The organism is Vibrio sp. J2-4 (assembly GCF_021728155.1).
Lineage (GTDB): Bacteria > Pseudomonadota > Gammaproteobacteria > Enterobacterales > Vibrionaceae > Vibrio > Vibrio diabolicus.
On record NZ_JAKKCN010000002.1, the window covers coordinates 839,664 to 862,825 of the forward strand.

15 protein-coding genes and 1 pseudogene are annotated in these 23,162 nt (G+C 43.5%); 5 read left to right on the forward strand and 11 right to left on the reverse strand.

Translation table 11 applies throughout. The features are described from left to right. Positions 1 to 120: 120 nt before the first annotated feature. Positions 121 to 1,359 carry a leucine-rich repeat-containing protein kinase family protein gene (locus L3V32_RS09255; RefSeq protein ID WP_237284157.1) on the forward strand — a complete coding sequence of 413 codons (1,239 nt, stop codon included), beginning with the start codon at positions 121 to 123 and terminating at the stop codon, positions 1,357 to 1,359. Between the two features lie 95 nt (positions 1,360 to 1,454). Here L3V32_RS09255 and L3V32_RS09260 read toward each other — a convergent pair whose 3' ends face one another. Together L3V32_RS09260 and L3V32_RS09265 are read right to left on the reverse strand one after the other, a co-directional pair. Next, positions 1,455 to 2,744 (reverse strand): HAMP domain-containing sensor histidine kinase, encoded by a 1,290-nt coding sequence (locus L3V32_RS09260; RefSeq protein WP_237284158.1) that lies wholly within the window; start codon positions 2,742 to 2,744, stop codon positions 1,455 to 1,457. Further along, complete coding sequence (locus tag L3V32_RS09265) at positions 2,741 to 3,418, reverse strand: response regulator transcription factor (protein ID WP_005392834.1); 678 nt, start codon at positions 3,416 to 3,418, stop codon at positions 2,741 to 2,743. The genes L3V32_RS09260 and L3V32_RS09265 overlap by 4 nt, the downstream gene beginning before the upstream one ends. 578 nt (positions 3,419 to 3,996) lie before the next feature. Between L3V32_RS09265 and L3V32_RS09270 the strand changes: the two genes are divergently transcribed. Continuing rightward, positions 3,997 to 6,093, forward strand: coding sequence for a methyl-accepting chemotaxis protein (locus L3V32_RS09270; protein ID WP_237284159.1), 2,097 nt, complete (start codon positions 3,997 to 3,999; stop codon positions 6,091 to 6,093). A gap of 102 nt (positions 6,094 to 6,195) precedes the next feature. On the opposite strand, the gene L3V32_RS09275 is transcribed toward L3V32_RS09270, so the two are convergent. From L3V32_RS09275 to L3V32_RS09320, 8 genes and pseudogenes are all read right to left on the reverse strand, one after another. Beyond that, the gene (locus tag L3V32_RS09275) at positions 6,196 to 7,149 is read right to left on the reverse strand and encodes a hypothetical protein (RefSeq protein ID WP_237284160.1); all 954 of its coding nucleotides are present in this window, start codon (positions 7,147 to 7,149) and stop codon (positions 6,196 to 6,198) included. Between the two features lie 3 nt (positions 7,150 to 7,152). Further along, positions 7,153 to 8,103, reverse strand: a complete 951-nt coding sequence (locus L3V32_RS09280; protein ID WP_237284161.1) for a hypothetical protein — start codon at positions 8,101 to 8,103, stop codon at positions 7,153 to 7,155. A 3-nt stretch (positions 8,104 to 8,106) separates the two neighbouring features. Continuing rightward, complete coding sequence (locus tag L3V32_RS09285) at positions 8,107 to 9,054, reverse strand: hypothetical protein (protein WP_237284162.1); 948 nt, start codon at positions 9,052 to 9,054, stop codon at positions 8,107 to 8,109. Between the two features lie 3 nt (positions 9,055 to 9,057). Next, on the reverse strand, positions 9,058 to 10,002 hold the full coding sequence (locus tag L3V32_RS09290; RefSeq protein ID WP_237284163.1) for a hypothetical protein: 945 nt from the start codon (positions 10,000 to 10,002) through the stop codon (positions 9,058 to 9,060). Between the two features lie 3 nt (positions 10,003 to 10,005). Next, the gene (locus L3V32_RS09295; RefSeq protein WP_237284164.1) at positions 10,006 to 10,950 is read right to left on the reverse strand and encodes a hypothetical protein; all 945 of its coding nucleotides are present in this window, start codon (positions 10,948 to 10,950) and stop codon (positions 10,006 to 10,008) included. A 3-nt stretch (positions 10,951 to 10,953) separates the two neighbouring features. Then, on the reverse strand, positions 10,954 to 11,898 hold the full coding sequence (locus L3V32_RS09300; RefSeq protein ID WP_237284165.1) for a hypothetical protein: 945 nt from the start codon (positions 11,896 to 11,898) through the stop codon (positions 10,954 to 10,956). Positions 11,899 to 11,901: 3 nt separating this feature from the next. Next, positions 11,902 to 15,421 (reverse strand): annotated as a pseudogene (locus L3V32_RS26230) (T6SS effector BTH_I2691 family protein). Between the two features lie 262 nt (positions 15,422 to 15,683). Next, a complete protein-coding gene (locus L3V32_RS09320) occupies positions 15,684 to 18,017 on the reverse strand; it encodes a YgiQ family radical SAM protein (protein ID WP_237284169.1) in 2,334 nt (777 codons plus the stop codon). Positions 18,018 to 18,439: 422 nt separating this feature from the next. On the opposite strand from L3V32_RS09320, the gene L3V32_RS09325 reads away from it, so the two are divergent. From L3V32_RS09325 to L3V32_RS09335, 3 genes are all read left to right on the forward strand, one after another. Continuing rightward, on the forward strand, positions 18,440 to 20,896 hold the full coding sequence (locus tag L3V32_RS09325) for an EAL domain-containing protein (RefSeq protein WP_237284170.1): 2,457 nt from the start codon (positions 18,440 to 18,442) through the stop codon (positions 20,894 to 20,896). An 86-nt stretch (positions 20,897 to 20,982) separates the two neighbouring features. Further along, on the forward strand, positions 20,983 to 21,693 hold the full coding sequence (locus L3V32_RS09330; protein WP_012841615.1) for a hypothetical protein: 711 nt from the start codon (positions 20,983 to 20,985) through the stop codon (positions 21,691 to 21,693). A gap of 153 nt (positions 21,694 to 21,846) precedes the next feature. After that, complete coding sequence (locus L3V32_RS09335; RefSeq protein WP_005392843.1) at positions 21,847 to 22,047, forward strand: DUF4250 domain-containing protein; 201 nt, start codon at positions 21,847 to 21,849, stop codon at positions 22,045 to 22,047. Positions 22,048 to 22,067: 20 nt separating this feature from the next. Here the strand turns inward: L3V32_RS09335 and metR are convergent, their stop codons facing one another. Next, positions 22,068 to 22,979, reverse strand: a complete 912-nt coding sequence (gene metR / locus L3V32_RS09340) for an HTH-type transcriptional regulator MetR (RefSeq protein WP_005392844.1) — start codon at positions 22,977 to 22,979, stop codon at positions 22,068 to 22,070. Positions 22,980 to 23,162: the final 183 nt, after the last annotated feature.

Here is a 23,162-nt window from a genome sequence, read left to right on the forward strand (position 1 = left end):
TGGTTTCACTTCTATCCTTTGGTTGCTTTGATTCCATGGTATTCCATCCCATGACTCGCCTTTCTACCTCAAGCCACGTACACTACGCCGCTTATCTCCATTCAATCAGAAGGCTTGGTTTTGCAGACTCTAGAACAATTAAAAACAGGACAATTAGTAGGAATTAAACAACTGAAGTTGGCGGAAGGGCTAACTGAGTTCCCTATGGAAATTTTAGAGCTTGCAGACTCGCTTGAAATGTTAGATTTATCCGGTAACGCACTGTCAGATTTGCCACAAGAGCTGGAACAGCTGACCAAACTAAAAATCATTTTTGCTTCCAATAATCAGTTCACCCATTTACCAGAGGTATTGGGCAAGCTGCCAAACCTTGAGATGGTTGGATTTAAAACCAACAAGATCAAAGTGGTGAGTGAAGCCTCACTACCAAGTCAGTTGCGTTGGCTGATCCTGACCGACAACGAAATTGAAACGCTACCAAACAGTCTGGGTGAAAGACCGCGCTTAAGAAAGCTTGCACTGGCGGGGAATCGCATCAAACGACTGCCAAGTAGTATGGAAAACTTAGTTAATTTGGAACTGATTCGTCTCTCGGCGAACCAGCTAGAGCACTTTCCGGATGTGTTGATGAAGCTACCTAAATTGGCATGGTTTGCTTTTGCAGGTAATCCATTCTGCAAACACCCATCTTCGCTAAACAGTGTGCCGAAAGTGACCACAAACAGTTACTCGCTTAATCATGTTCTCGGCCAAGGGGCAAGTGGCGTGATTTCTCATGCTAACTGGATTGACGCTCAATACAACTTCCCGAGTGAAGTTGCGGTAAAAGTGTTCAAGGGCGAGGTCACCAGTGACGGTTACCCTCATGATGAACTTGAAGCGTGTTTGCAAGCTGGGCATCACAACAACTTAGTGAAATCCATCGCGCAAGTGGATGACGGTAAAGAGCTTGCGTTGGTGATGGAGTTGATTCCAAACAGTTACTACAACTTAGGTTTGCCACCAACGTTGGAAACCTGCACCCGAGATACGTTCCCACAAGGGTTTACGCTGACAGTCGAGCAAGTGAATTCTATTGTTGAGCAGATGGTGGACGTATTTAATCACCTACACGACAACAAGCTGTGTCATGGTGATTTGTATGCGCACAATACGTTGGTGAACGAGCAAGGGGAGATGATCTTCGGTGACTTTGGCGCGGCGAGCATTTACGGCTATTTATCGGACGATCAGCAAGCTGCAATCAGAGCCATTGAATCCAGAGCGTTGAAGTACTTTATCGAAGATGTGTTTTCTGTGTGTGATGCGTCGGAATCGGCATCGCAAGCATTCGAACGACTAGTTGGGCTTGCGGCATAAGATTTCATTCAATCGAATCAGAAAGAGGTGTCGAACCGCCCGTTTTGATACTGAGCAAATGAGATACCTCTTGATTAAATCTAGTGCTGAGGAAGTTACTCTGAGCAAGCCTCATGATGCTCTGACGAAAGGTCAATCACTGCCTCACATCCACCCTCAGAATGTGCATCAATAGTGAATTGCCAGCCATAGCGTCGGCATAAGTCGTCCACAATCATGAGTCCCAAACCATGGCCTTCGGCATCTGGCACGGAAGAGAAGCCTTCGCCTTCATCTCTCACCGACAGTGTGGTATCGGTCATGGTGATATGAATCGTTCCCGCTGACGTGGCTGCAATGCCGTTGCGAATTAAGTTACTCAACGTAATGTTAAGCACTGCAGTGGTCGCTTTGGTTTGCGGATGCCCCAATATTTGTACATTAAATTCCAGCGATTTTTCATCGGCTTGCGCTTGGCTAAGAGCCACGATGTTGTGGAGCTCTTGCTCTGAGATGGTTCGAACGGGGCTGTCGTCGGTGTTGCGTTCATATCGAACCAAACCTAACAAAGCATCAACCATGGTCGACATCTGCAAAGTGGCATCTTGAATACGGCCAATCTGACGTTCTTGAAACGATGTACTTGGGCTTCTGGCTAGCAAGCTGCTTGAGCCTTTCATCACTGTGAGTGGTGTTCTCAGTTCATGGCTGGCATATCGTGCAAAAGCTTGTTCACGTTTAATCACTTGATTAATTTGATGTCGATATTCATTAAGCTGATTTGCGAGCGTTTGGAATTCATTTGCAGAGCCTTCAGGGACAACAAATTTTTGTGTAGTGTCACCTTGATGGCGGTCCAGTTGTGTTTTTAGGGCACTAACAGGTTCAATGAGACGCAGAGAAAGTCTCGATAATAGGCTGCCAAAAATCAAAAGTAACCCGATGACAACCGCCAGCACCATAACGAGAACAAACATGAACTCGTTAGATGTAATTTCTATCTCATCAATTAGAGAGATCAGAATAATAGGGTGTTCCTCTCCATCTTGCGTGTAGGTGCTCATGTAAATCATGCGAGTGTCTGGTTCGTCAGCAACTTCAGCGAGAAAATATTTTTTATTTTGAATAAAGGGTTGATAGAGCTCAGGAACGAGATTGATATCGTTGTATGCCGTTGTCAGTAAATCGAGTTTGATGATTCCGCTATCAGGATGGTTTCGAAAGTGCTCAATCGCCTCTTTTTTATCGATCATAATGCGTCGTTCACCGACGCGATCTTCCGACCATAATAGCGCTCCGCTAACCAATGCGAAGCATAGCAAGCCAATCACAACCGACACTAGAAGGAAGAAGAGTTCAAGGCGTCCGGTTAAGCTTTGTGTATTGTTAAATAAGCGGCGAATCATGCCCCGGGCTCCAATCGGAAGCCGACTTTTGGAATGGTTTTCAAAACGTGCTCTTTGAATGGTTTGTCGAGCTGCCCACGCAGTTGATAAATATGGCTACGCAGCACATCGTTATTCGGCTCGTCTTCTTGCCACAATCGGAAAGCAATCTCCTCACGTGTGACCACTTCTGGCGCGTTTTTCACCAGCATTTCTAGAATCGTGTACGTGGTTGGATTCAACGCCAACAGCTTATCTTGACGGTAGGCTTGATGCGTTTTTTGATCGATAGACACTTCGCCATACTGAATTTTTGTAGAGGCAACCGTACCGCGGTAGCGTTTAATCAATGCAGTCATGCGTGCTTCAAGAATATCGAGATCAAACGGTTTGGTGAGGTAGTCGTCGGCGCCGTGTTGGAAGCCTTTGAGCATGTCGTCTCGGCTATCAAGTGCTGTCAACATCAACACCGGAGTGTTATTACCCGCATCGCGCAGCTTGTTGCACAGTGTTAGGCCATCCATGCGCGGCAGCATGAGGTCGAGCAAAATGATGTCAAACGTATTATCCATCGCCAGTTTTAAGCCTAGCTCACCGTTGTCGGCGTAATCCAGCTGCATGCCAGCACACTCAAAATAATCGAACAACATTCCCGCTATTTCACGATTATCTTCTACCAAAAGTACACGTTTCATTTATTCTTATCCAATCTCGATAAATTCGAATGTTGATTTTAACGAACATTATTCACTATAGGTGTGAAAAAGTTGTCGACGATGATTTTCTCACCTTTGTGTCGGTTTTCAATGTCTAGCTTGAATACCGTCTTATTATCCAAGTAAATCTACGATCTTTTGCTCATATCTATCAATTTCTCTTGATGTATAAATGGGGTAGATTATTTGATTCTGTTAACTTTATATAAAACATGAAGATACTAAATTATTTATGTGACCTTGAGCACATTGTTAGTAATTACTGATTTTTACTGACTCACTCATAGAAAAAGTTCTTACTTCTCTTAAGTCCCTTTTTTAATTATGGCTATTGCTTTTAAATACAAACGCTTAGATTCTCCTTTTTGAGATAATTCAATTAAATCAATGGCTTCATGTATAAGCGAAAATCTGCATTATTTTATTTTTATTAATAAAACTACATTTTCTGTTCTTGCTCTGTTCATAAATGAAAGCCTTCCATTAACTTTACTTGTTTAAAATCCATGATCCTTCCAATGCTTAATGCCAGATAAAAATCAATTTGTGAGGCGATCATGTTTAACAGTATACGCACTCGAATTGCTGTCAGTGCGGGTGGGGCAATGGCCTTCACTCTATTGATTGCAATGGGTATGACAACCAATGCGTTCACTCAAGTGAATGAACAAATCACTACAAAAGTAAAATCTCAACTGACCGAAGCCACCACGACCGACCTGAGTAATACGGCGATTCAGCAAGGGCTGAATATTTCCAACCAGTTAGAACCAGTGTTGGCGAACTTAAAGCAAGCGCGTTCAATTATCGAATTAAGCGCAGAGACGACCGCGACGCCAGACATTATTGTTAAACAGTTTATTGCGTCGCTAGAAGCTCAGAACAAAGCTGTGTTTGCTGGTTACATGGTATGGGAAAAGCCATCGTGGGTTGAGCCAACGATTCAAGACAAAAGCCTTGGCTTTAATAGCGAAGGCTACTTAGCGCCATTCTTTTCGCCAAATTCGCACAACAGTTTTGATGTCGTGGCGATGGATAGCTTTAGCAATACTGAATTAAACAACAACGGTGAGCGTAAAGACGATTGGCACTTGATGCCTTACGAAACGGGCAAAACGTTCGTGATGGAACCGTACATGTATCCGGTTCGCGGCAAACAAGAACTGATCACGACCATTAGCCAACCAATCAAGTTACGTGGCGAGAGCATTGGTTCTCTCGGTTTTGATTTGTCATTGAACGAGTTACAAAGCCAAAGTGAAGATTACGCGAGCGACTTATTTGATGGACAAGGCCGTATTCTGATTTCTTCGTGGAAAGGCATCACGCTGGCGAACAGCAGCCAAGCGGATCAAGTGGGTAAGAAAGTCTCTCATGAGTTGGCGTCTCAATGGACGCGTATTCAATCCATTGCGAAACAAAAAGGCGCAGGCCTTGTGACGTTTGGCGGGGATGAGTATGCGATTACTGCAATTGAAACCAGCGATGCGCCTTGGATCGTTATGGTGTCGGTTCCCAGTAGCTTCCTTAAAAAGAACGTGGATGACTACGAGCGATGGAGTGAAGAACAAAGTGCAGAAGCTCTTGAAAAGGGAGTGTGGGCAGGGATTATTGCGGCTCTGATTGGTATTGTTGCGATGACGATGATCGCGACCTCGTTGGGTAAAGTGTTAACTAACTTAGTGGAGCGTTTTAAAGACGCAGCGCAAGGCGAGGGCGACCTAACTTACCGCATTGAGGTGAAAGGTAAGGACGAAACTGCCCAACTGGCGCACTGGTTTAATACCTTCCTCGCTCGCATTCAGGAAATGCTTTTAACCGTAATGGCGACGGCAGACCAAGTTGATAAAAACGCAAGTGAAGGCCAAGCTCGCGCGGCGGCTTCGAGAGATCAACTGAACGTTCAAGTGAACGAAGTCAACTCGCTAGCAACGGCGATTAATGAGATGAGCGCAACCGCACAAGAAGTGGCAAATTCTGCGGTACAAGCAGCAGCGGCGGCAAGCCAAGTTCAAAGCAATAGTGCGAATGGCATGTCGCGTATGGACAATGCTGCAAGCGCGGTGGATAACCTCGCTTCGCAAGTGAATGATGCACAGCACCAGACGCAGAATTTGGTGGCTTCAAGCACGGCGATTCAGGGGATTCTGAGTGAGATTGGTGGCATTGCCGATCAAACCAACTTGTTGGCTCTGAACGCTGCGATTGAAGCTGCGCGTGCTGGTGAAGCGGGTCGTGGTTTTGCTGTGGTAGCCGATGAAGTCCGCAACCTTGCAACGCGCACACAAGGCTCGACAGAAGAAATTCGTGCAATGTTGGCTCGTTTGGAGCAAGAAACGCAATCAATCGTCCTGTTAATGGAGCAAAGCCAGAAGCAAGCGGTGGATACTAAAGAAGAAACACAAGCAGCGCAGTTGGCGTTGGCCGAAATCAACCAAGCTATTGAAGTGATTAATGATATGAATAATCAGATCGCTTCAGCGGCAGAAGAGCAAAGCTCGGTGTCAGAAGAGATCAACCGTAATGTGGTTGTGATTAATGATACGGCGATGGAAGTGATGGATACCATGTCATCTTCTGTAGCGATCAGCAATGAACTGACGGCAAAAGCGAGTGATCTTCACGGTGAGTTGAGCAAATTCAAGTTGTCTTAATCAAGTAAGTGAGAGAGTTTAACCCAACTTAAAACGTTTACTTCTCACAAAACAAAAGGCTCCAGAGTTACCTCTGGAGCCTTTTTTAATGCTTGCTGCAAACTATGAAGCGGGAGTTGCTTGCTGTTCACCAGCCGCTTTTAAGCGTTCGATTTCTGATTCGGTTTGCCACTTACCGTTGTAAAGGTATTCACGCTCAGGAAGCGGGGCATTTGACGCCCTTAAATCAAATACCTCATCGGTTTGATATTCTTTACTACAAACAGGAATACTAAAGAGCCTTGATTCTGGCTTTGCTTCAAACAACTTTTTATGGTCATCGACCTCGGTACAATTCAGTTTGTAGACCTTTGACAGTTGCGCGACCATGGATTCTAAATCCGCTTCAGTTTTAAAGAAAACATAACAATCGAATCGATCTTGTGAGCGAAAGATAGTCTTATGAGCAGTATCTCGATATCTGCATATGTCATGCTTAAAATAGAACTGGATCACTTTCCTTTTCTTGTTGTAGTCCGCAAAAAGCCAATCTTCTCGTTCGCCCACTTTAACTTCTGTTCGTTCATCAGGCTGGCGTTTTAACATACCAAATGAAAGCAAAATGAAGGCACCTGCTCCAGCTAATGCCATCGGACCAACCAGTGCTACCATAATCACACACACCACTGCACCTATCCAGCCAACAGCTTGCGTAGCGGTATTTACCCATTTAGGCATATTGCGACGCTTTTTCATCACAAAGCCTTTATCTGAAAAAATGTAGTCATATCGATAATCGAGGCCAATCGTAAGGTAAAAAGCTCCAGACACCATCACCGACAAAATAAAAGAAAAAATAGTTACGCCAACCGTGTCACTCGTGTGTATAAACAAAGTTAATAGGAATGGGGCGATCACAAATGGAAACGCAAAAAGTTTAAAGTAATAGCGAAATGGTTCCTCTACATCATACTTATGCCAAGTTGTTACATTATCACCTGCGAGTATTTCCTGCTCTTGCGCCTCTTGATAAACTGCTAATTCTTCTGGGGTGACGTAAAATGGTAAATAAGCCAATGGTCACTCCTTCGCTGTAGTTAATTCAGATTTTGATTTTTCGATTTCTGATTCGGTTTGCCACTTGCCGTTGTATATACGTCGCCATTCAGGAAGCGGGGCGTTTTGAGCCCTAAGGTCAAAGGTATCGGCTATCGGAAATTCAAGGCTACGAGAAGGGATATCTTCAATTCGAGATTCAGGTCTTCCTTCAAAAAACGCTTTATGGTCTGGAAAATCAATACATTCAATGCCGTACTTGTTTGAAAGGGCTTCTAGCAATGCATCTAAGTCTTGAACAGTCTTAAAGAATATGTAGCTATAACCACGAGTTTGAGCTCTGAAGACGGTGTGCTTCTCTAGGTTTTTTTTAGAACACTCGTCATACTTGTGGTAGAAGCGAATCACTTTGCGCTTTTTGTTGTAGTAGGCGAACAGCCAATCCTCACGCTTTCCAACTCTCACTTCTGTTGGTTCATCAGGCTGGCGCTTAAGCATTTTAAAGGAGACTAATATAAAAGCACCAGCGCCAGCTAATGCCATTGGACCAACAAGAATTACCATTAATATACATATGGTAGCGCCAACCCAACCGATAGTTTGAGTCGTACTATTCATCCATTTCGGGATGGTACTACTAGACTTTGCAACAAGTCCTTTTTCTGAAAAAACATAATGGTACTGCTTTAAAAGCCCCCATCTCATTAGGAAATAAAAAAGTGCCACGCAAAATGAAAGTACACATGCTAAGAAAATTGTGTCATCGTTTTGATCAAAGTTTGCTAAGGCAAAAAATATCGCAATACAGACAAATAAGGTTACGAGAGTAAAATAGAGGTGAATGTATCGAGAAGGCATCTCGGCGTTTACAACGCTCCAACGTAAAACATCATTACCCGAGCTTATTTCTTGCTCTTGCGCTTCTTGATAAATCGCTATTTCTTCTGGCGTGATGAAAAAAGGTAAATATGCCAAGGTTTATTCCTTCGCTGCACTTAGAGCTGCTTTACGTTGGTTTACTTCCGCTTCGCTTAACCATAGGTCATCACGCAAGTATCTTAGTTCAGGCAATTTGGCGTTCTGACTCCTAAGGCTATCAACTTCGCGGAGTAGATATTTGGTTCCTCTCACTCGAATATCTTGAAGTTTTTCGTACATTAGGTCGGTATTGAAGAGCTGTTTAATACTGTTTTCCTCAGAGCATTCGATGTGCCATTTGGTCGTTAACAAATCTAACAACTTATCCATTTCAGATTCAGTTTTACAGAATATATGGCTACAACCGCGAGTTTGGTTTCGACTGATTTCAGTATGCTTAGTATCAAAAAAATAGCAGTCGTCAAATTTGTGATAAATCACAATGAGCTTTCGTTTTTTATTGTATTGAGCAAAGAATGAATCCTCGCGAAGCCCCACTCGTACTTCAGTTTCTTCTTCAGGTTGGCTCTTTAGCATGCGAAATGAAACCAATATAAACCCACCAGCTCCGACAAGAACCATGAGCCCAGCAACCCCAACCATCACGACACAAACAATTGCTCCAATCCAGCCCATGAATTGGGTCGCAGAGTTTACCCAATTCGGTAAATTACGTCGCTTTTTTATAACCAATCCGCGATCGGACAAGGTGTAATCATAACGATTGTCCAAACCAAATGTCAGGTAAGACACTCCAGATATGATTATCGTCAGGCCCGATAACATGTAAGTTAAGATTATTTCACTACTATCATGTAGGAAATAGGTAAGGAAAAATAATGGACTGACAGCGGCTATAGCAATCGATAGGTATAAGTATCGAAAAGGCTCTTCAATATCGTACTTGTGCCAGGTAGTCAGATTTCTCCCTTTCAGGAGCTGTTGTTCTTGCTCTTCTTTATAAGTCGAAAATTCGTCTGGAGTGATGTAAAAAGGTAAATAAGCCAATTGTCACTCCTTGGCTGTCGTTAGTTCAGACTTTGATTGTTCGATTTCTGATTCGGTTTGCCACTTGCCGTTGTAAAGGTATTCTTGCTCTGGGAGCGGGGCTTTTGAAGCCCTTAAATCAAATACGTCATCGGTTTGATATTCTCTACTACAAACAGGAATACTAAAGAGCCTTGATTCTGGCTTTGCTTCAAACAGCTTTTTATGGTCATCGACCTCGGTACAATTCAGTTTGTAGATCTTTGACAGTTGCGCGACCATGGATTCTAAATCCGCTTCAGTTTTAAAGAAAACATAACAATCTGATCTATCTTGTGAGCGAAAGATAGTCTTATGAGCAGTATCTCGATATGCGCATCTGTCATGCTTAAAATAGAACTGGAGCACTTTCCTTTTCTTGTTGTAGTCAGCAAAAAGCCAATCTGCTCGCTCTCCAACTCTCACTTCCGTTGGTTCATCAGGCTGGCGTTTTAACATACCAAATGAAACCAATATACCCCCCCCAGCTCCGACAAGTGTCACTGGTCCAGCAACCCCAACCATCACGACACAAACTATTGCTCCAATCCAGCCCATGACTTGAGTCGCGGAGTTTACGCAACTCGGTAAATCACGACGCTTTTTTATAACCAACCCGCGATCGGACAAGGTGTAATCATAACGATTGTCCAAACCAAATGTCAGATAAGACACACCAGACATGATTATCGTCAGACCCGATAAAATGTAAGTTAAGATCATTTCACTACTATCATGTAGGAAATAGGTAAGGAAAAATAATGGACTGACAGCGGCTATAGCAATCGATAGGTATAAGTATCGAAAAGGCTCTTCAATATCGTACTTGTGCCAGGTTGTGAGATCTTTCCCCTTTAAAATTTGTTGCTCTTGTTCTTCTTGGTAGGCCGAAAATTCTTCTGGGGTAATATAGAAAGGTAAATAAGCCAATTGTCACTCCTTGGCTGTCGCTAGTTCAGATTTTGACTGTTCGATTTCAGATTCGGTTTGCCACTTGCCGTTATAAAGGTATTCACGCTCTGGGAGCGGGGCTTTTGAAGCCCTTAAATCAAATACCTCATCGGTTTGATATTCTCTACTACAAACAGGAATACTAAAGAGCCTTGATTCTGGCTTTGCTTCGAACAGCTTTTTATGGTCATCGACCTCTGTACAATTCAGTTTGTAGACCTTTGACAGTCGCGCGACCATGGATTCTAAATCCGCTTCAGTTTTAAAGAAAACATAACAATCTGATCTATCTTGTGAGCGGAAGATAGTCTTATGAGCAGTATCTCGATATCTGCATATGTCCTGCTTAAAATAGAATTGGATCACTTTCCTTTTCTTGTTGTAGTCCGTAAAAAGCCAATCTTCTCGTTCGCCCACTTTGACTTCTGTTTGTTCATCAGGCTGGCGTTTTAACATACCGAATGAGAATAAAATAAGGGCACCTGCTCCCGCTAACGCCATTGGGCCAACCACCGCTACCATAACCACACACACCACTGCGCCTACCCAGCCAACAGCTTGCGAGGCAGTATTTACCCATTTAGGCATATTGCGACGCTTTTTCATCACAAAGCCTTTGTCAGAAAAAATATAGTCATAGCGATAATTGAGGCCGATCGTAAGGTAAAAGATTCCAGCCATCATCACTGACAAGATAAGACCGAAAAAGGTTACGACAAGCGTATCACTTGAGTGTGTCAAAAATACTATTACAAATAAGAAGCTCATAAATGGCAAAGCCGTTAACTTGAAATGGTAGCGAAATGGCTCTTCTACATCATACTTATGCCATGTTGTTAAATTGTCCCCTGTGAGAATCTCTTGCTCTTGAGCTTCTTGATAAGCAGAAAGTTCTTCAGGTGTTAAATAAAATGGTAAGTATGCCAATGGTTACTCCTTGGCTGTCATTAGTTCAGATTTTGACTGTTCGATTTCAGATTCGGTTTGCCACTTGCCGTTATAAAGATACTTACACTCTGGGAGAGGCGCTTTCGCATCCCTTAAATCAAACACTTCATTGGTAGGGTATTCTCGATAACAAGCAGGAGTCGTAAAAAGTCTAGGTTCAGGCTTCGCTTCAAACAGCTTTTTATGATCATTGACCTCTTTACAATCCAGCTTGTAGATATTTGAAAGTTGTGTGACCATGGATTCTAAGTCCGCTTCAGTTTTAAAGAAAATGTAACAATAGAATCGCCCCTGTGAGCGAAAAGTAATCTCCTGAGCAGTATCTTGGTATTCGCACCTGTCATACTTAAAAAAGAACTTAATTACTTTTCTTTTCTTATTGTAATCAGCAAAGAGCCAGTCTTCTCGCTCTCCAACTCTCACTTCTGTTGGTTCATCAGGCTTGCGTTTAAGCATACCAAATGAAAGCAAAATGAAGGCACCTGCTCCCGCTAATGACATCGGACCAACCAGTGCTACCATCACCACACACACCACTGCACCTATCCAGCCAACAGCTTGCGTAGCGGTATTTACCCATTTAGGCATATTGCGACGCTTTTTCATCACAAAGCCTTTGCTAGAAAAAATATAGTCATAGCGATAGTCGAGGCCAATCGTAAGGTAAAAGGCTCCAGACACCATCACCGACAAAATAAAAGAAAAAATAGTTACGCCAACCGTGTCACTCGTGTGTATAAACAAAGTTAATAGGAATGGGGCGATCACAAATGGAAGCGAAAAAAGTTTAAAGTAATAGCGAAATGGTTCCTCTACATCATACTTATGCCATGTTCTGACATTATCGCCTGCGAGTATTTCTTGCTCTTGCGCCTCTTGATAAACTGCCAATTCTTCTGGGGTGATATAAAATGGTGAATATGCCAAGGGTTACTCCTGAAAAACTAATGCGCCAACAATGGGGGTGAGTGATTTCTTAATGATGTTTTGTTTGGTATTGTCTGAAATCACGCCATAAGTTGCACTCTGTTTTACGCTATTTTGGAACCAATACTCATGCTTGGCTGGAGCATCATCTTCCACATCATATGATACTTGCATGGCAAAGTATTGGTCTGCTTCTTCAATTGGCAATGTTACCTTGTACACCAGTGATTCTTTTCTCGCTTGGTCTTGAGTTTGTAGCGTAACTAAATCTGCGTTGTGATGCCACGAGCCTGACGTCAAATCATCTTCTGTTGCCTTGGTGTTGGTAGTCACTGTAATACCATTCGTTGCAGCACGCCGTGGCAGTTGAATATGTACTTCCAAGCCAACTAACTCACGATGTGTATAGCCTGGATAAGCCTGTACTTTTTCAATAGGTTGATGGTATACCGTAGGCTGTTGAATAATAGATTGTAAGTCAAACAGTGCTTGCTGCACCAATGCTGAATTATGCTTCTCTCTTTCGGGTAAGCTCGAAGATTGGCTCCACTGAGTGCGAGACGGGTGATAACCCCAAGGCAGTTTATCTAACCATTTTTGGTAATCATCTTGTTTCATTTTATTCAGCATATAACTGATGGCTAGGTATGTGACTGTAAGAATAACTAAAGCTGCCGTTACCGGGCCTCCAAAAAGCAAGTTAGTCGAAAAAGTACCAGTAGAGGCTCCTAAGAACTGAAACGCACCAATCGCACCAGTTAAACCAAGCGTTACGGTATTTGCTAAATATAATTTGCTCTCGAGACCATATACGTCATCTACACTCTGCCAAGAACGGTAAGCCTCAATACCTGAAGCTAACGCACCTAAAGCTCCTGTAATCGCGAGCCATTTATTGAATACCTTTAAATCATCTAGGATCAAGTTTTCAAAACCTTCGACATTTTGATTCACTAGCTCTTTTAAGACTTTGTATGAATGAGCTCTTAATTTGGGATCACCCTTCACACTATCCCAGAATTTACCTGTACGAATACCCGTCCAAGCTCCGGCTGTATAAAAAAGCTTTTGCTGAATATCCAAGAAATCATCTTGAGACATAAGCCCGGTCTCTTGAATACTGTTTATCGCATCAGCAAGTGCGAGGCAGTTGAAAATTAGAGCTAGGAAACCTAGGCCACCCACATCTTCAAACCGTTTATTAAGATTACTTAACCTGTTATCCCATATGTCTTTACGCATTTGAATTGTTGCCTCAAGTACGTCATCTGGAAGTTCTATGTAATGTGGGTATTCCAACGTCGCAACGGCTAAGCTTTTTTGAAGGTGCCGCTGTTGCTGGAGAGCCTTCTTATACTGCTTGTTTGATATAGTTTTATCGCCCTTGTTGAAGGCTGCTAACACTTCCTTGTTTTGATTCGATGCGATGAGTTTTTTATCATGATTAGATTTCCAAGAACCAAAATTTTGTGCGTAGCCTTTGTTGACGTTGATTGGAGTATCCATCGACAGACGTTCTACAACGGCAGCTCTTATGTAAAAACTTTTTCGGGTGAACGGTTTTGACAATAGAGATATTATGATGATGGACGCTTGGGCTGTAAGGCTAACGCCAACCTCTATTGCCCCCTTCAATAAAGCGCTGTTAGTCGCTTTGAATATGCTATCTAGCTCATCGAACCCTTTTGCTATATCTTTTAAAAATTCGGTTTCGGCAGTATTTGGGTTAGAAATAAAGTCCATTACTTTTGCATACATACCCACACGGTTACTTGCCTCCTAAACGTAGTCCATAAACTTTTTGTCTGAGCTTTCAGTGTCTGGAACATTTTTGGCAACGTCTACTTCACCTACCTGATTTGAAACTTGTTCAGGAATTAGCTTCTCCACTTGTTTAAAGAGACTACGACTAAACCCGGAAGTGTAGAGTGCAAGTAAACTGGTTGGTTTATCCCATTGGCTTTCAGCCCATTGGCGGTCTTCTTCTTGCACCACCAAAGTAAATGACTCAACGGCTTGTTTATGAAGTTGATACAAGCTGTATTGTGTATCTTCACTGTATAGGTCGAAGGTTCTTTCGAGATGATGGGGCGTTAAGGACTCCATGACTGCTATAAAGTCTCGTTTTACTGAGACAACTTCGGCAAGCATGGTTTCTTTTTGTTCTGACAGCTCTTGCATCTCACTCAGCATTTGCTTCCAGTTGAGCTGCTTACGCCAACGCTCAGTCGCTATCCATTGCTCGTATTTACCAAATCGGTTTGCTGAAATGCCATATTTCTTCTGTATGGCCTCCGCTATTTCTGAAGTGGATTTTTGGTAATCATCGATAGCTTGCTGGGAAAATGAAGATGGCATTCCTTTGATGATAGCTGCTTGAGATTCACTGGTAAGGTCAACCATTGCTGAGTTGTCATAGTAATCCGCCATGTCCATATAGAATTCAAGCTCTTGGTTTTTGCGCTTTACTCCTGTAGGCATGTCTATATTGTCGCTTGCACCGAACATACACAACTGCATGGCGGTCTGCATCAAGCTCCACTGGTTTGAAAACTGGTCAGTGAAAAGGCGGTATGGGCTTGCGGCACCAACAAAATGCAACGACATGTCTTGAATGTCTGCGGCGTAATCTTTTATCGCGACAAAGTAGCCCGATTCTTCTTCTGGAATTGCAGAGGTTAAATCACTCTCAGCTGCGACAGGTTTAAAGACGGAGCCATCTTCATCAGCTTTGGTAGCGATGCCAGAATCCGCAAAGCGGCCATCATCGACGGCAGAAGATTCAATATCAGCAACTTGGGTTAATTTATCTATTGATGCAATGTTGTGCTGATTCTCGTTTGCAGACAGAACAACAGTCTGCATGCGATCGATATGATTACTCGGATTGTTAAGGACGCGCATGAACATGTTCCATGTCCAACGGTGTTCAGAGTAACAAATCGACAGCACACTCCCGTCTTCGTAAGTAAGGAAAGGTTTGCACCTTCTGGTGTGCCACGCTGTTCGGATTTTGGGCTTTCTGATTCTCCCAACTTATAGAGCGTGAATTGCGTTCCTTTGATTTTGTATTCGTCTAAGCTTTTGTTAATTGCATCATAGACATACAGCCAACCATCGCGTAGTTGACGCAGGGTGTAGCCAACGGTATTGAGTTTGGCTGGGCCTTGGCCTTTCCATTCTTCAGGCAAACCAAAAGGTTGTGTTTCTTCCGTTTCTAGCTGATCGATGGCGTAGCGAACAGGGATGAAGTGTGCCGGTAAAGCCTCTGTTGGTTCTTTCTCGGTTTTTAAATTGAGAGGCTCTGGTGCAGACGGCGGTGGCGGATCGATTTTTTTTGTTTCTCCCTCCCAAAACATACTGCGCTCTGGGGGTGAGCCAGCAAGATCATCGGATTCCGTGGTTGGAACGATATTCAGCGATTTCAGCGTACCATCGCTTTCAAATGCCTGAACGGCCTCCTCATAGGTATAGCTGTTGTCATACCAGAACATAGAAGTTTTGGGGGAAGTGGATTACTCATCGTTAGCCCATGTTTAAGAGTTTTACTCTATTACGCAAATATCGCACCAAAATAAAGTAATTAAAAATCAATGAGTTAGTTTTGTATTGTTTTGATTCAATCAAATAATTGTTTGTTTTTCCAATAAGTTGGTTGGTGTTTACCATTTTTTGTATTGATTGAATCAAAGTTTGAGTTGTGAGTGATACCTCAATGAACCGACAAAACAAAAGGGCTCCAGAGTTACCTCTGGAGCCCTTTCTAGTATTTAAGTGCTAAAGAATTAACGACGCTTTGGTTTACGTTGACCAGCTGGTTTGCCTTGTCCTTGTGGGCGACCTGGACCTTGCGGCTTGCTGCCTGCCGGGCGGTTTGCACCGTTGCCGCTAGGACGTTGGCCGTTGCTTGCAGGGCGTTGACCACCTTGTGCTTTGCCAGAACCGTTACGGTTGCCAGATGGTTTACCATCTTTTGAACCGCCTTCAGAGCGTTTGTTCAAATGACCACCGAAGCCTGGTTGGTTTTTGGTATGTTTGGTTGCAAAGCGGTTTGCCCCGTGACGACCAGATTTACGACGTTGTGCAGGTGTTTGTGCTTCAATGTCTTCCGCAGGAACGAGACAGCCTTGTTTGTCACCAATCAAATGTTTTTTACCCATGCTGATTAGGGCTTCGCGAATCATTGGCCAGTTTGCTGGATCGTGGTAACGCAACAGCGCTTTATGTAGGCGACGTTGACGTTCACCTTTTGCTACAGGTACATCTTCACGTTTTTTATACTTCACTCGTTTCAGAGGGTTTGTCTCTGAGTAGTACATCGACGTTGCGTTACACATCGGTGATGGGTAGAAGTTTTGTACTTGGTCACACTCGAAGTTGTTTTTCTTCAGCCACAGAGCAAGGTTCAGCATGTCTTCGTCTTCTGTGCCTGGGTGCGCAGAGATAAAGTAAGGGATTAAGTACTGCTTCTTACCCGCTTCTGCGCTGTACTTCTCGAACATCTCTTTAAAGCGATCATACGTGCCCATGCCAGGTTTCATCATCAGATCAAGAGGGCCTTTCTCTGTATGTTCCGGTGCAATCTTCAAGTAACCACCTACGTGATGAGTTACGAGCTCTTTCACGTATTCTGGTGATTCAATCGCAAGGTCGTAACGTACGCCAGATGCGACCATCACTTTCTTCACGCCTTCAACTTTACGCGCTTCGCGGTATAGATCGATGGTGTGTTTATGGTCTGTATTTAACTTGTTACAGATGCCTGGGAATACACAGGATGGACGACGACAGTTCGCTTCCGCTTTTGGATCTTTACAGCCCAGACGGTACATGTTTGCAGTCGGCCCACCAAGATCGGAAATTGTGCCGGTAAAGCCCGGAACTTTGTCGCGAATTTCTTCAATCTCGTTAATGATTGACTCTTTCGAGCGGTTTTGAATGATTCGGCCTTCGTGCTCGGTAATCGAACAGAAAGAACAGCCACCAAAACAACCACGCATGATGTTCACAGACGTTTTGATCATGTCATACGCTGGAATTTTTGCTTTGCCGTACATAGGATGAGGAACACGCGCGTAAGGCAAGCCAAACACAAAATCCATCTCTTCGGTTGTCAATGGGATTGGGGCTTGGTTTACCCAAAGTTCACGATCACCATGGCTTTGAAGTAACGCTCGACCTGAGTACGGGTTCGTTTCTAAATGCAATACACGACTTGCATGAGCATAAAGAATGCGATCGTTTCTTAGTTTTTCAAACGAAGGTAAGCGAACCGCAGTTGTCGCAGCATCGTGGCGTGATGGGCGAATCGTGATTGGTTGTGCAACTGGCTCATCTTTTTTAGTTTCACACTGAGTTTCTACTTCGTATGGGTTCTTTGGTACGAACGCTTCTTTACGAGGTTTTTCAATGCGAGAAGAATCGATAACCGTGTAGCCTTCTGGCGCGGCTGGCAGGTTCACGGCTGTACCACGAATATTAGTCATGGTGCTGATGTCTTCGCCGTTTGCGATGCGATGCGCTACTTCTACAAGTGCACGCTCTGCGTTACCAAAAAGTAGTATATCTGCTTTTGCATCAAACAGTACCGAACGGCGAACTTTGTCTGACCAGTAATCGTAGTGCGCAACACGGCGTAGGCTGGCTTCGATACCACCTAAAACAATAGGCACTTCTTTATAGGCTTCACGACAACGCTGAGAGTAAACCAAAGTCGCGCGGTCTGGGCGTTTGCCACCTTCGTTATGGGGGGTGTACGCGTCATCGTGACGAAGTTTTTTATCCGCGGTGTAACGGTTGATCATGGAGTCCATGTTACCCGCAGTGATCCCGAAGAACAGATTTGGCTTACCTAGCTGCATGAATGCATCTTTGTTTTGCCATTCTGGTTGAGCAATGATACCGACACGGAAACCCTGCGCTTCTAGCAGACGGCCAATGATAGCCATACCAAAGCTCGGGTGATCTACGTAAGCGTCACCGGTTACGATGATAATGTCACAGCTATCCCATCCTAGGGCGTCCATTTCTTTGCGACTGGTCGGCAAGAAAGGTGCCGTACCAAAACACTCTGCCCAGTATTTTTTGTACTCATGAATAGGAGTGATGTTATTGGTCATATTTTGCTCTCTGTTCCAGGGAGCGCGAATTATAGCGATTTGAGGATCAGGTATCTATACCAAACTCATCTATTCAAGCTTAGTTCATCGAGTTTTATTTGGTTTGCAAAAATATCAAGGCTATATCGGCGATTTTATGTCTAATATCACCTTGAAAGCCTCATGGTTATAGGTCGAGTCGTGAAAAATGTCGCAATGTTAATACAACCAATAAGCAATGGTGTGCTTATTAAAAACAACGCCTATAATCAAATTAATGCATAAGAAAATGCAAAAAGCCGAACAAGCTCTGAAAAGGTTCTAAGTCGATTGGCTTACGTTGCCAGAATCTATTTTACAAGAGGATCAGCAGGTCCCAAATGGAATAAGGCACGTTGACTACGAACCCTGAGCATGAGGCTAATTAAAAAGGGGGCTAGGGAATGAGTGACTCAACAACAATAGCACATGAAAAAGTGCAACCGACATCCAATCCGACTCCAGTGATTGAATGGTCTTACAAGATTGATACTCGCGAGTTCGAATGCGACCAGCTAGGAATGGCAAATGCTTTTGGGTTAAATACGCCAGTCACCTGCTTAGATGATTTGTTTGAGCACATGCTGATGGGGCAACAGGAAACACTAAGGCAACGAATTTTAGAAGTGGAGCTCCTAGGTGGGCAAGGTCGTTTTTCTTGTTGCATGATGCTTAATGAAGCTCGCTTAATACATGTCACAATTAGCTTTGAAAAGCTCAATGAGTGTATTGTTCAAGGCTCTATCATCCCGCAATTGACGATCACTGGCTGCGAAGAGTTAGCGAAAATTCTCGAAACGATTTTTGATTTACCGAACGTAGGGGTTTTAGTCGCGGACGAAGACACCCGAATCTTAGGTTGTAACCGTGCCTTTGAATTGCAAATGGGTTATCAAAACCGTGATTTGGTTGGACTTAAAACCTATATCTTTAGCACATCTCACCATAGTCAGGCGTTTTACGACCAGCTCTGGCAACATATTGATGATGAAGGATACTGGAGCGGTAATTTATTGAGTAGAACTGCAAATGGTAGTAATCAAGCACATCACCTTTGTATCTATCGGCTAACGTTTAATTCTGGACGGATCCTTTATCTCGGCTTCTCTACTGACATTTCGGCTTCCTTGTTGTGGATGAAAAATCGCTGTGAACAACAACATGATTGGTCAGCTTTTTTGCCTTCTAGAGAAGAGTTCGAACTGCAATTAGCTAATTTGGCGAACGAAAGTGGGAGTAAAGAACTCAATATCGTCATGACTCTCAGACCAAATTTTTCTGAAAAATGCTTACTTGAACAGCAACTAGGCTTCGCCGATTTTATTATGCGAAGCCGCTACACCAGTATAGCGGGTCAACTTTCTAGGGATGTGTTTGTTGTCTGTTTACAAACTCCTCACTGTCAATGGCTAAGTCCTTTACGTTTGATTCAAATTGCGATGAAAGGGTTCTTCACTGAGCTTAGGAATGAAATGGGAACAAAAATGCATACCACTATCGTCGAGGGACAAACGGGTGTGTCAATCCTCGGCTATGATACAAACAGGCCAAAGCAAGCGTTAGCGCATGCAGCCCAGGCGATGTTGTCCTCACTTTCTGGAGAAGGTGGCTATTTTAATTTTTATAATAGTGAGCTTCATTCTGAGTTAGTCAAACGCCAGCATTTAGAGGCGTTTTTGGAAGCGCAAATCGACAGTGGGCTGGTGGATGTTCATTTTCAACCAATAATTGACAGCCGAACTGGTAAAGTCGTTAAGTTCGAGGCCTTAGCGCGCTTTTATCATGAAAGTGATGCCTATAGCACTCAAGAGATGATTACTGTTATTGAAGATTTAGAGTTGATTGCGGCTCTGGATGATGAGGTTTGTCAAGCCGCGCTCAAACACTTTCCGCGCTTGCAAGACATATATGGCGAGGAAATAGGGTTAACCATCAATCGCTCACTGAATACTAAATTGGATTCGCTCCAGGTTCTTCAGCGTTCGCATGACCTAATTAAAGCCAGTGGTGTCGATCCTAAACGAGTCACGATTGAGCTGACGGAAACAGCGTATTTTGAGCAAGACGAAGAGCATACGCAAGCGCTAGAGCAAGTGCGCAAAGAGGGCATTAAAATAGCGATTGATGACTTCGGTACAGGGTATTCTTCTTTTTCTTACCTAGAGAAAGGGCAGTTTGATTTACTGAAAATCGACCGAAAATTCGTTAAGAACATTCAGCATGGCAATACCAGTTATAATATTGTCAAAATGGTCACTGATCTTGCTCAGCAAATGAATGTAAAAGTGGTTGCCGAGGGCGTGGAGTCAGAACAGGAGCTTCAAACATTGGCTGAAATAGGTGTGGATTACATGCAAGGCTTTTTGTTCTCTCGTGCTCGGCCTGTCGATTTGATGGAGAAAGCGGAAAGTTACGAACATTTGTTTTCGGGTGTTGCTGTCAAACCAAAACAAGATGATGTATTGCAATCACTGAGCCATGAAGAGGTCAGACACCTTGATCCCGGGGAGCCATTATCGTTGGCGGTGGAATATATGAATTTAAGTCCAAGTTCGCCGTTGGTTGTCATTAACGAAAAGCGCTGTGTTGGCTTAGTTACCAAAGAGCAAGTTAACTTACACCTAACGCCTTCCATGGGGACAGAATTAGAGACTGAGCGAGAAAATTGGATTTGGAAACGCCCGGTTAACCAGATAATGAGCACGGAGTTTGTGCTCGTCAATGCGCATTTGTCCGTCGCTGCTATTCGAGAGCTAATCAAAACAGGCATTCGCTTCCCGTGGGTTTTATGTGATGAAAAAGAAGAATACAGAGGCGTGTTAACTCAAGAAGATGCGTTGAAGTATCTCGCTTCTTGTTGAATAAAAAGTCTCGCTGTTCTAGTACATTTGGGGATAGACTTTCGGTGGTTTGACGATAGGTGATTTGCTATTATCGCCACCCCAAAATGACTTTTGAGCGTGCATTTAACATGATTCAACAATTGCTGGTTACTTTTCCTCCGATGCTATTTGGCGCGCAAGCGCTACTGACTTTACTTCTCATCAAGGGCGATATTTGTCCGGGTCAGAGAGGCCGTCTTCATAAAATGTTGCCAGCAGTGGCGTTATTGTGGCTTGCGGTTGCTTCTCTTCGCATTGAAGCATTTATGATCGTGTTCGCTATTTTCTATTTCTACTCTCAGGTTCAAACCAAGAAAACGCGTGAAAAAGGCCCTCTTTGGGCGATGCATTTAGCGAATGGTTTGGCTTTTGCGTATGTAAGTATTCAAGCATTTGAACAGCCAAGCTGGCCTGCGTCTATTGCGATGGCAATAATGATATTTTTCCTTGGGGCGTCATTTTCTCAATTGCTTCTGACTATCGCTCGTAGCAGATTGCAGGCATTTCACCGCATTTTGCCAGTTACGGGCATTGTGTCTGGAATGCTGCTGGTAATCGCAACGCTATTTGCTTCTTACCAGTTAAATGAAGCGACATTGAGCGCCGCAACACAACCAATTTTATTGTCTTTAGCCATGCTCATTTCTTCAATCATTGTTTGGTGCTGGCATATCTTCACACATAAAAAACCGGAAAAGGTTCAACTGAGCGTCGCCCTGTTGCTCGCGCTTGCGTCAATGACGAGCCTACAAGGTTTATTCTCTCTGGCGGCTTAATCGCGAGTCGAGAAACAGAGCAATACTGCTTGTACTCAAGTCCTTTCTAGGTTGCTTGAGTATAAGGCACTCACGTTTTGGATCGCGCTCACTTTAAATTCACGTGATTACGTCTACGCTTGTCTATATACCTTGTCGAAGAGGAGAGTCGCGATGGATTTAAGCAATGTAGGTAATTTGGACAGTATTATTTTGCTAGGTATCGTCAATGAAAAGCTACGTTTAGAGTGCGACAGTTTTGACGAGTTAGTATCGGTGTATGAAATGGATGTAGAGTCCGTTGTAGGCAAGCTTGATATGCTTGGTTATCAGTACGATCCATTGACCAACCAATTTAAAGCATATCAACGCTAAACCTTTCTTAATCCATATCCCTAAGCCATCTTGATTCCGTCAAGGTGGCTTTTACATTGTAGCCTTGCGGTTGCGAAAAAGGCTTGTAAGTAACGTTTATCTTTCTCTGAGTGACGCGTTGCAGCAAATAAGCGACGCCATAAGCCTTGACCAAAAGGTTTACTGGTAATAAGGCCTTGGCGAGAAAATTCAGAAATCGCCCAATTTGGCAGTGCTGCAACCCCTAATCCTGCGGAAACCATTTGCACTAACATCAGAGTATTGTCGGCTTGCTTCCATTTGGCGGGTTCTACCCCCGCTGGCTGCAAGAAGTGTTTTACGACGTCTAGCCTTTGTTTTTGAACCGGATAAGAGAGCATGGTTTGATCTGCGAGATCTTGCGGATCAATAACTTCTTTTTCCGCCAATGGGTGGTTGGTCGCGGTAATTAAGCGCATTTCAAAGTCGAATAAAGGTTCATAATGCACTTCAGAACGAGGTTGAATATCTGACGTGATAACGAGATCCAACTCGCCAGCTAACAGTGCAGGAAGTGGTTCAAAGCCAAAACCTGATGAAAAATCCAGTGTTACGCTAGGCCACGCTAATTGATATTCCCTTAGAGCAGGCATGAGCCATTGGAAACATGAGTGACATTCAATCGCCATATGCAACCGACCATTGACGTCTTCTTTCAAGCTTGCCAAATCATTTTCTGCTCTTGCGAGTTTGGGAAGAATATCTTCTGCAAGACGCAATAGGATTTCTCCCTCTGAAGTGAACTTCACCGGACGAGTTTTTCTAAGGAATAATTGTCCCCCAATCCGTGCCTCTAAATCTTTGATCTGGTGAGACAAGGCCGATTGAGTGAGATGCAACGCGGTCGCGGTCGCGGTTAGAGAGCCGGTGTCTCGAAGCGAAGTGAGTGTCCGCAAATGTTTTAGCTCTATCATGAATTCCTTTCATCCTTTGTTGCTCGCTATGAACAGAATAGCAATCGTATAAATAACTTAACGACAAAAAATGGATATGTAAACGTCTAGACGTCTATTTGTTGTGTTTATTTGCGAATCATGTCTCCTCATGATGAATTTTTTTAATAAACAAGTTGAATAAATGGACGTTGTTCAAACCGC

Bases quoted from the DNA above. Each gene is read 5' to 3' on its own strand.
- L3V32_RS09330 (WP_012841615.1), top strand. From the start codon at position 20,983: ATGACTTTTGAGCGTGCATTTAACATGATTCAACAATTGCTGGTTACT.
- L3V32_RS09270 (WP_237284159.1), top strand. From the start codon at position 3,997: ATGTTTAACAGTATACGCACTCGAATTGCTGTCAGTGCGGGTGGGGCA.
- L3V32_RS09265 (WP_005392834.1), bottom strand. From the start codon at position 3,418: ATGAAACGTGTACTTTTGGTAGAAGATAATCGTGAAATAGCGGGAATG.
- L3V32_RS09325 (WP_237284170.1), top strand. From the start codon at position 18,440: ATGAGTGACTCAACAACAATAGCACATGAAAAAGTGCAACCGACATCC.
- L3V32_RS09260 (WP_237284158.1), bottom strand. From the start codon at position 2,744: ATGATTCGCCGCTTATTTAACAATACACAAAGCTTAACCGGACGCCTT.
- L3V32_RS09320 (WP_237284169.1), bottom strand. From the start codon at position 18,017: ATGACCAATAACATCACTCCTATTCATGAGTACAAAAAATACTGGGCA.
- metR (WP_005392844.1), bottom strand. From the start codon at position 22,979: ATGATAGAGCTAAAACATTTGCGGACACTCACTTCGCTTCGAGACACC.
- L3V32_RS09335 (WP_005392843.1), top strand. From the start codon at position 21,847: ATGGATTTAAGCAATGTAGGTAATTTGGACAGTATTATTTTGCTAGGT.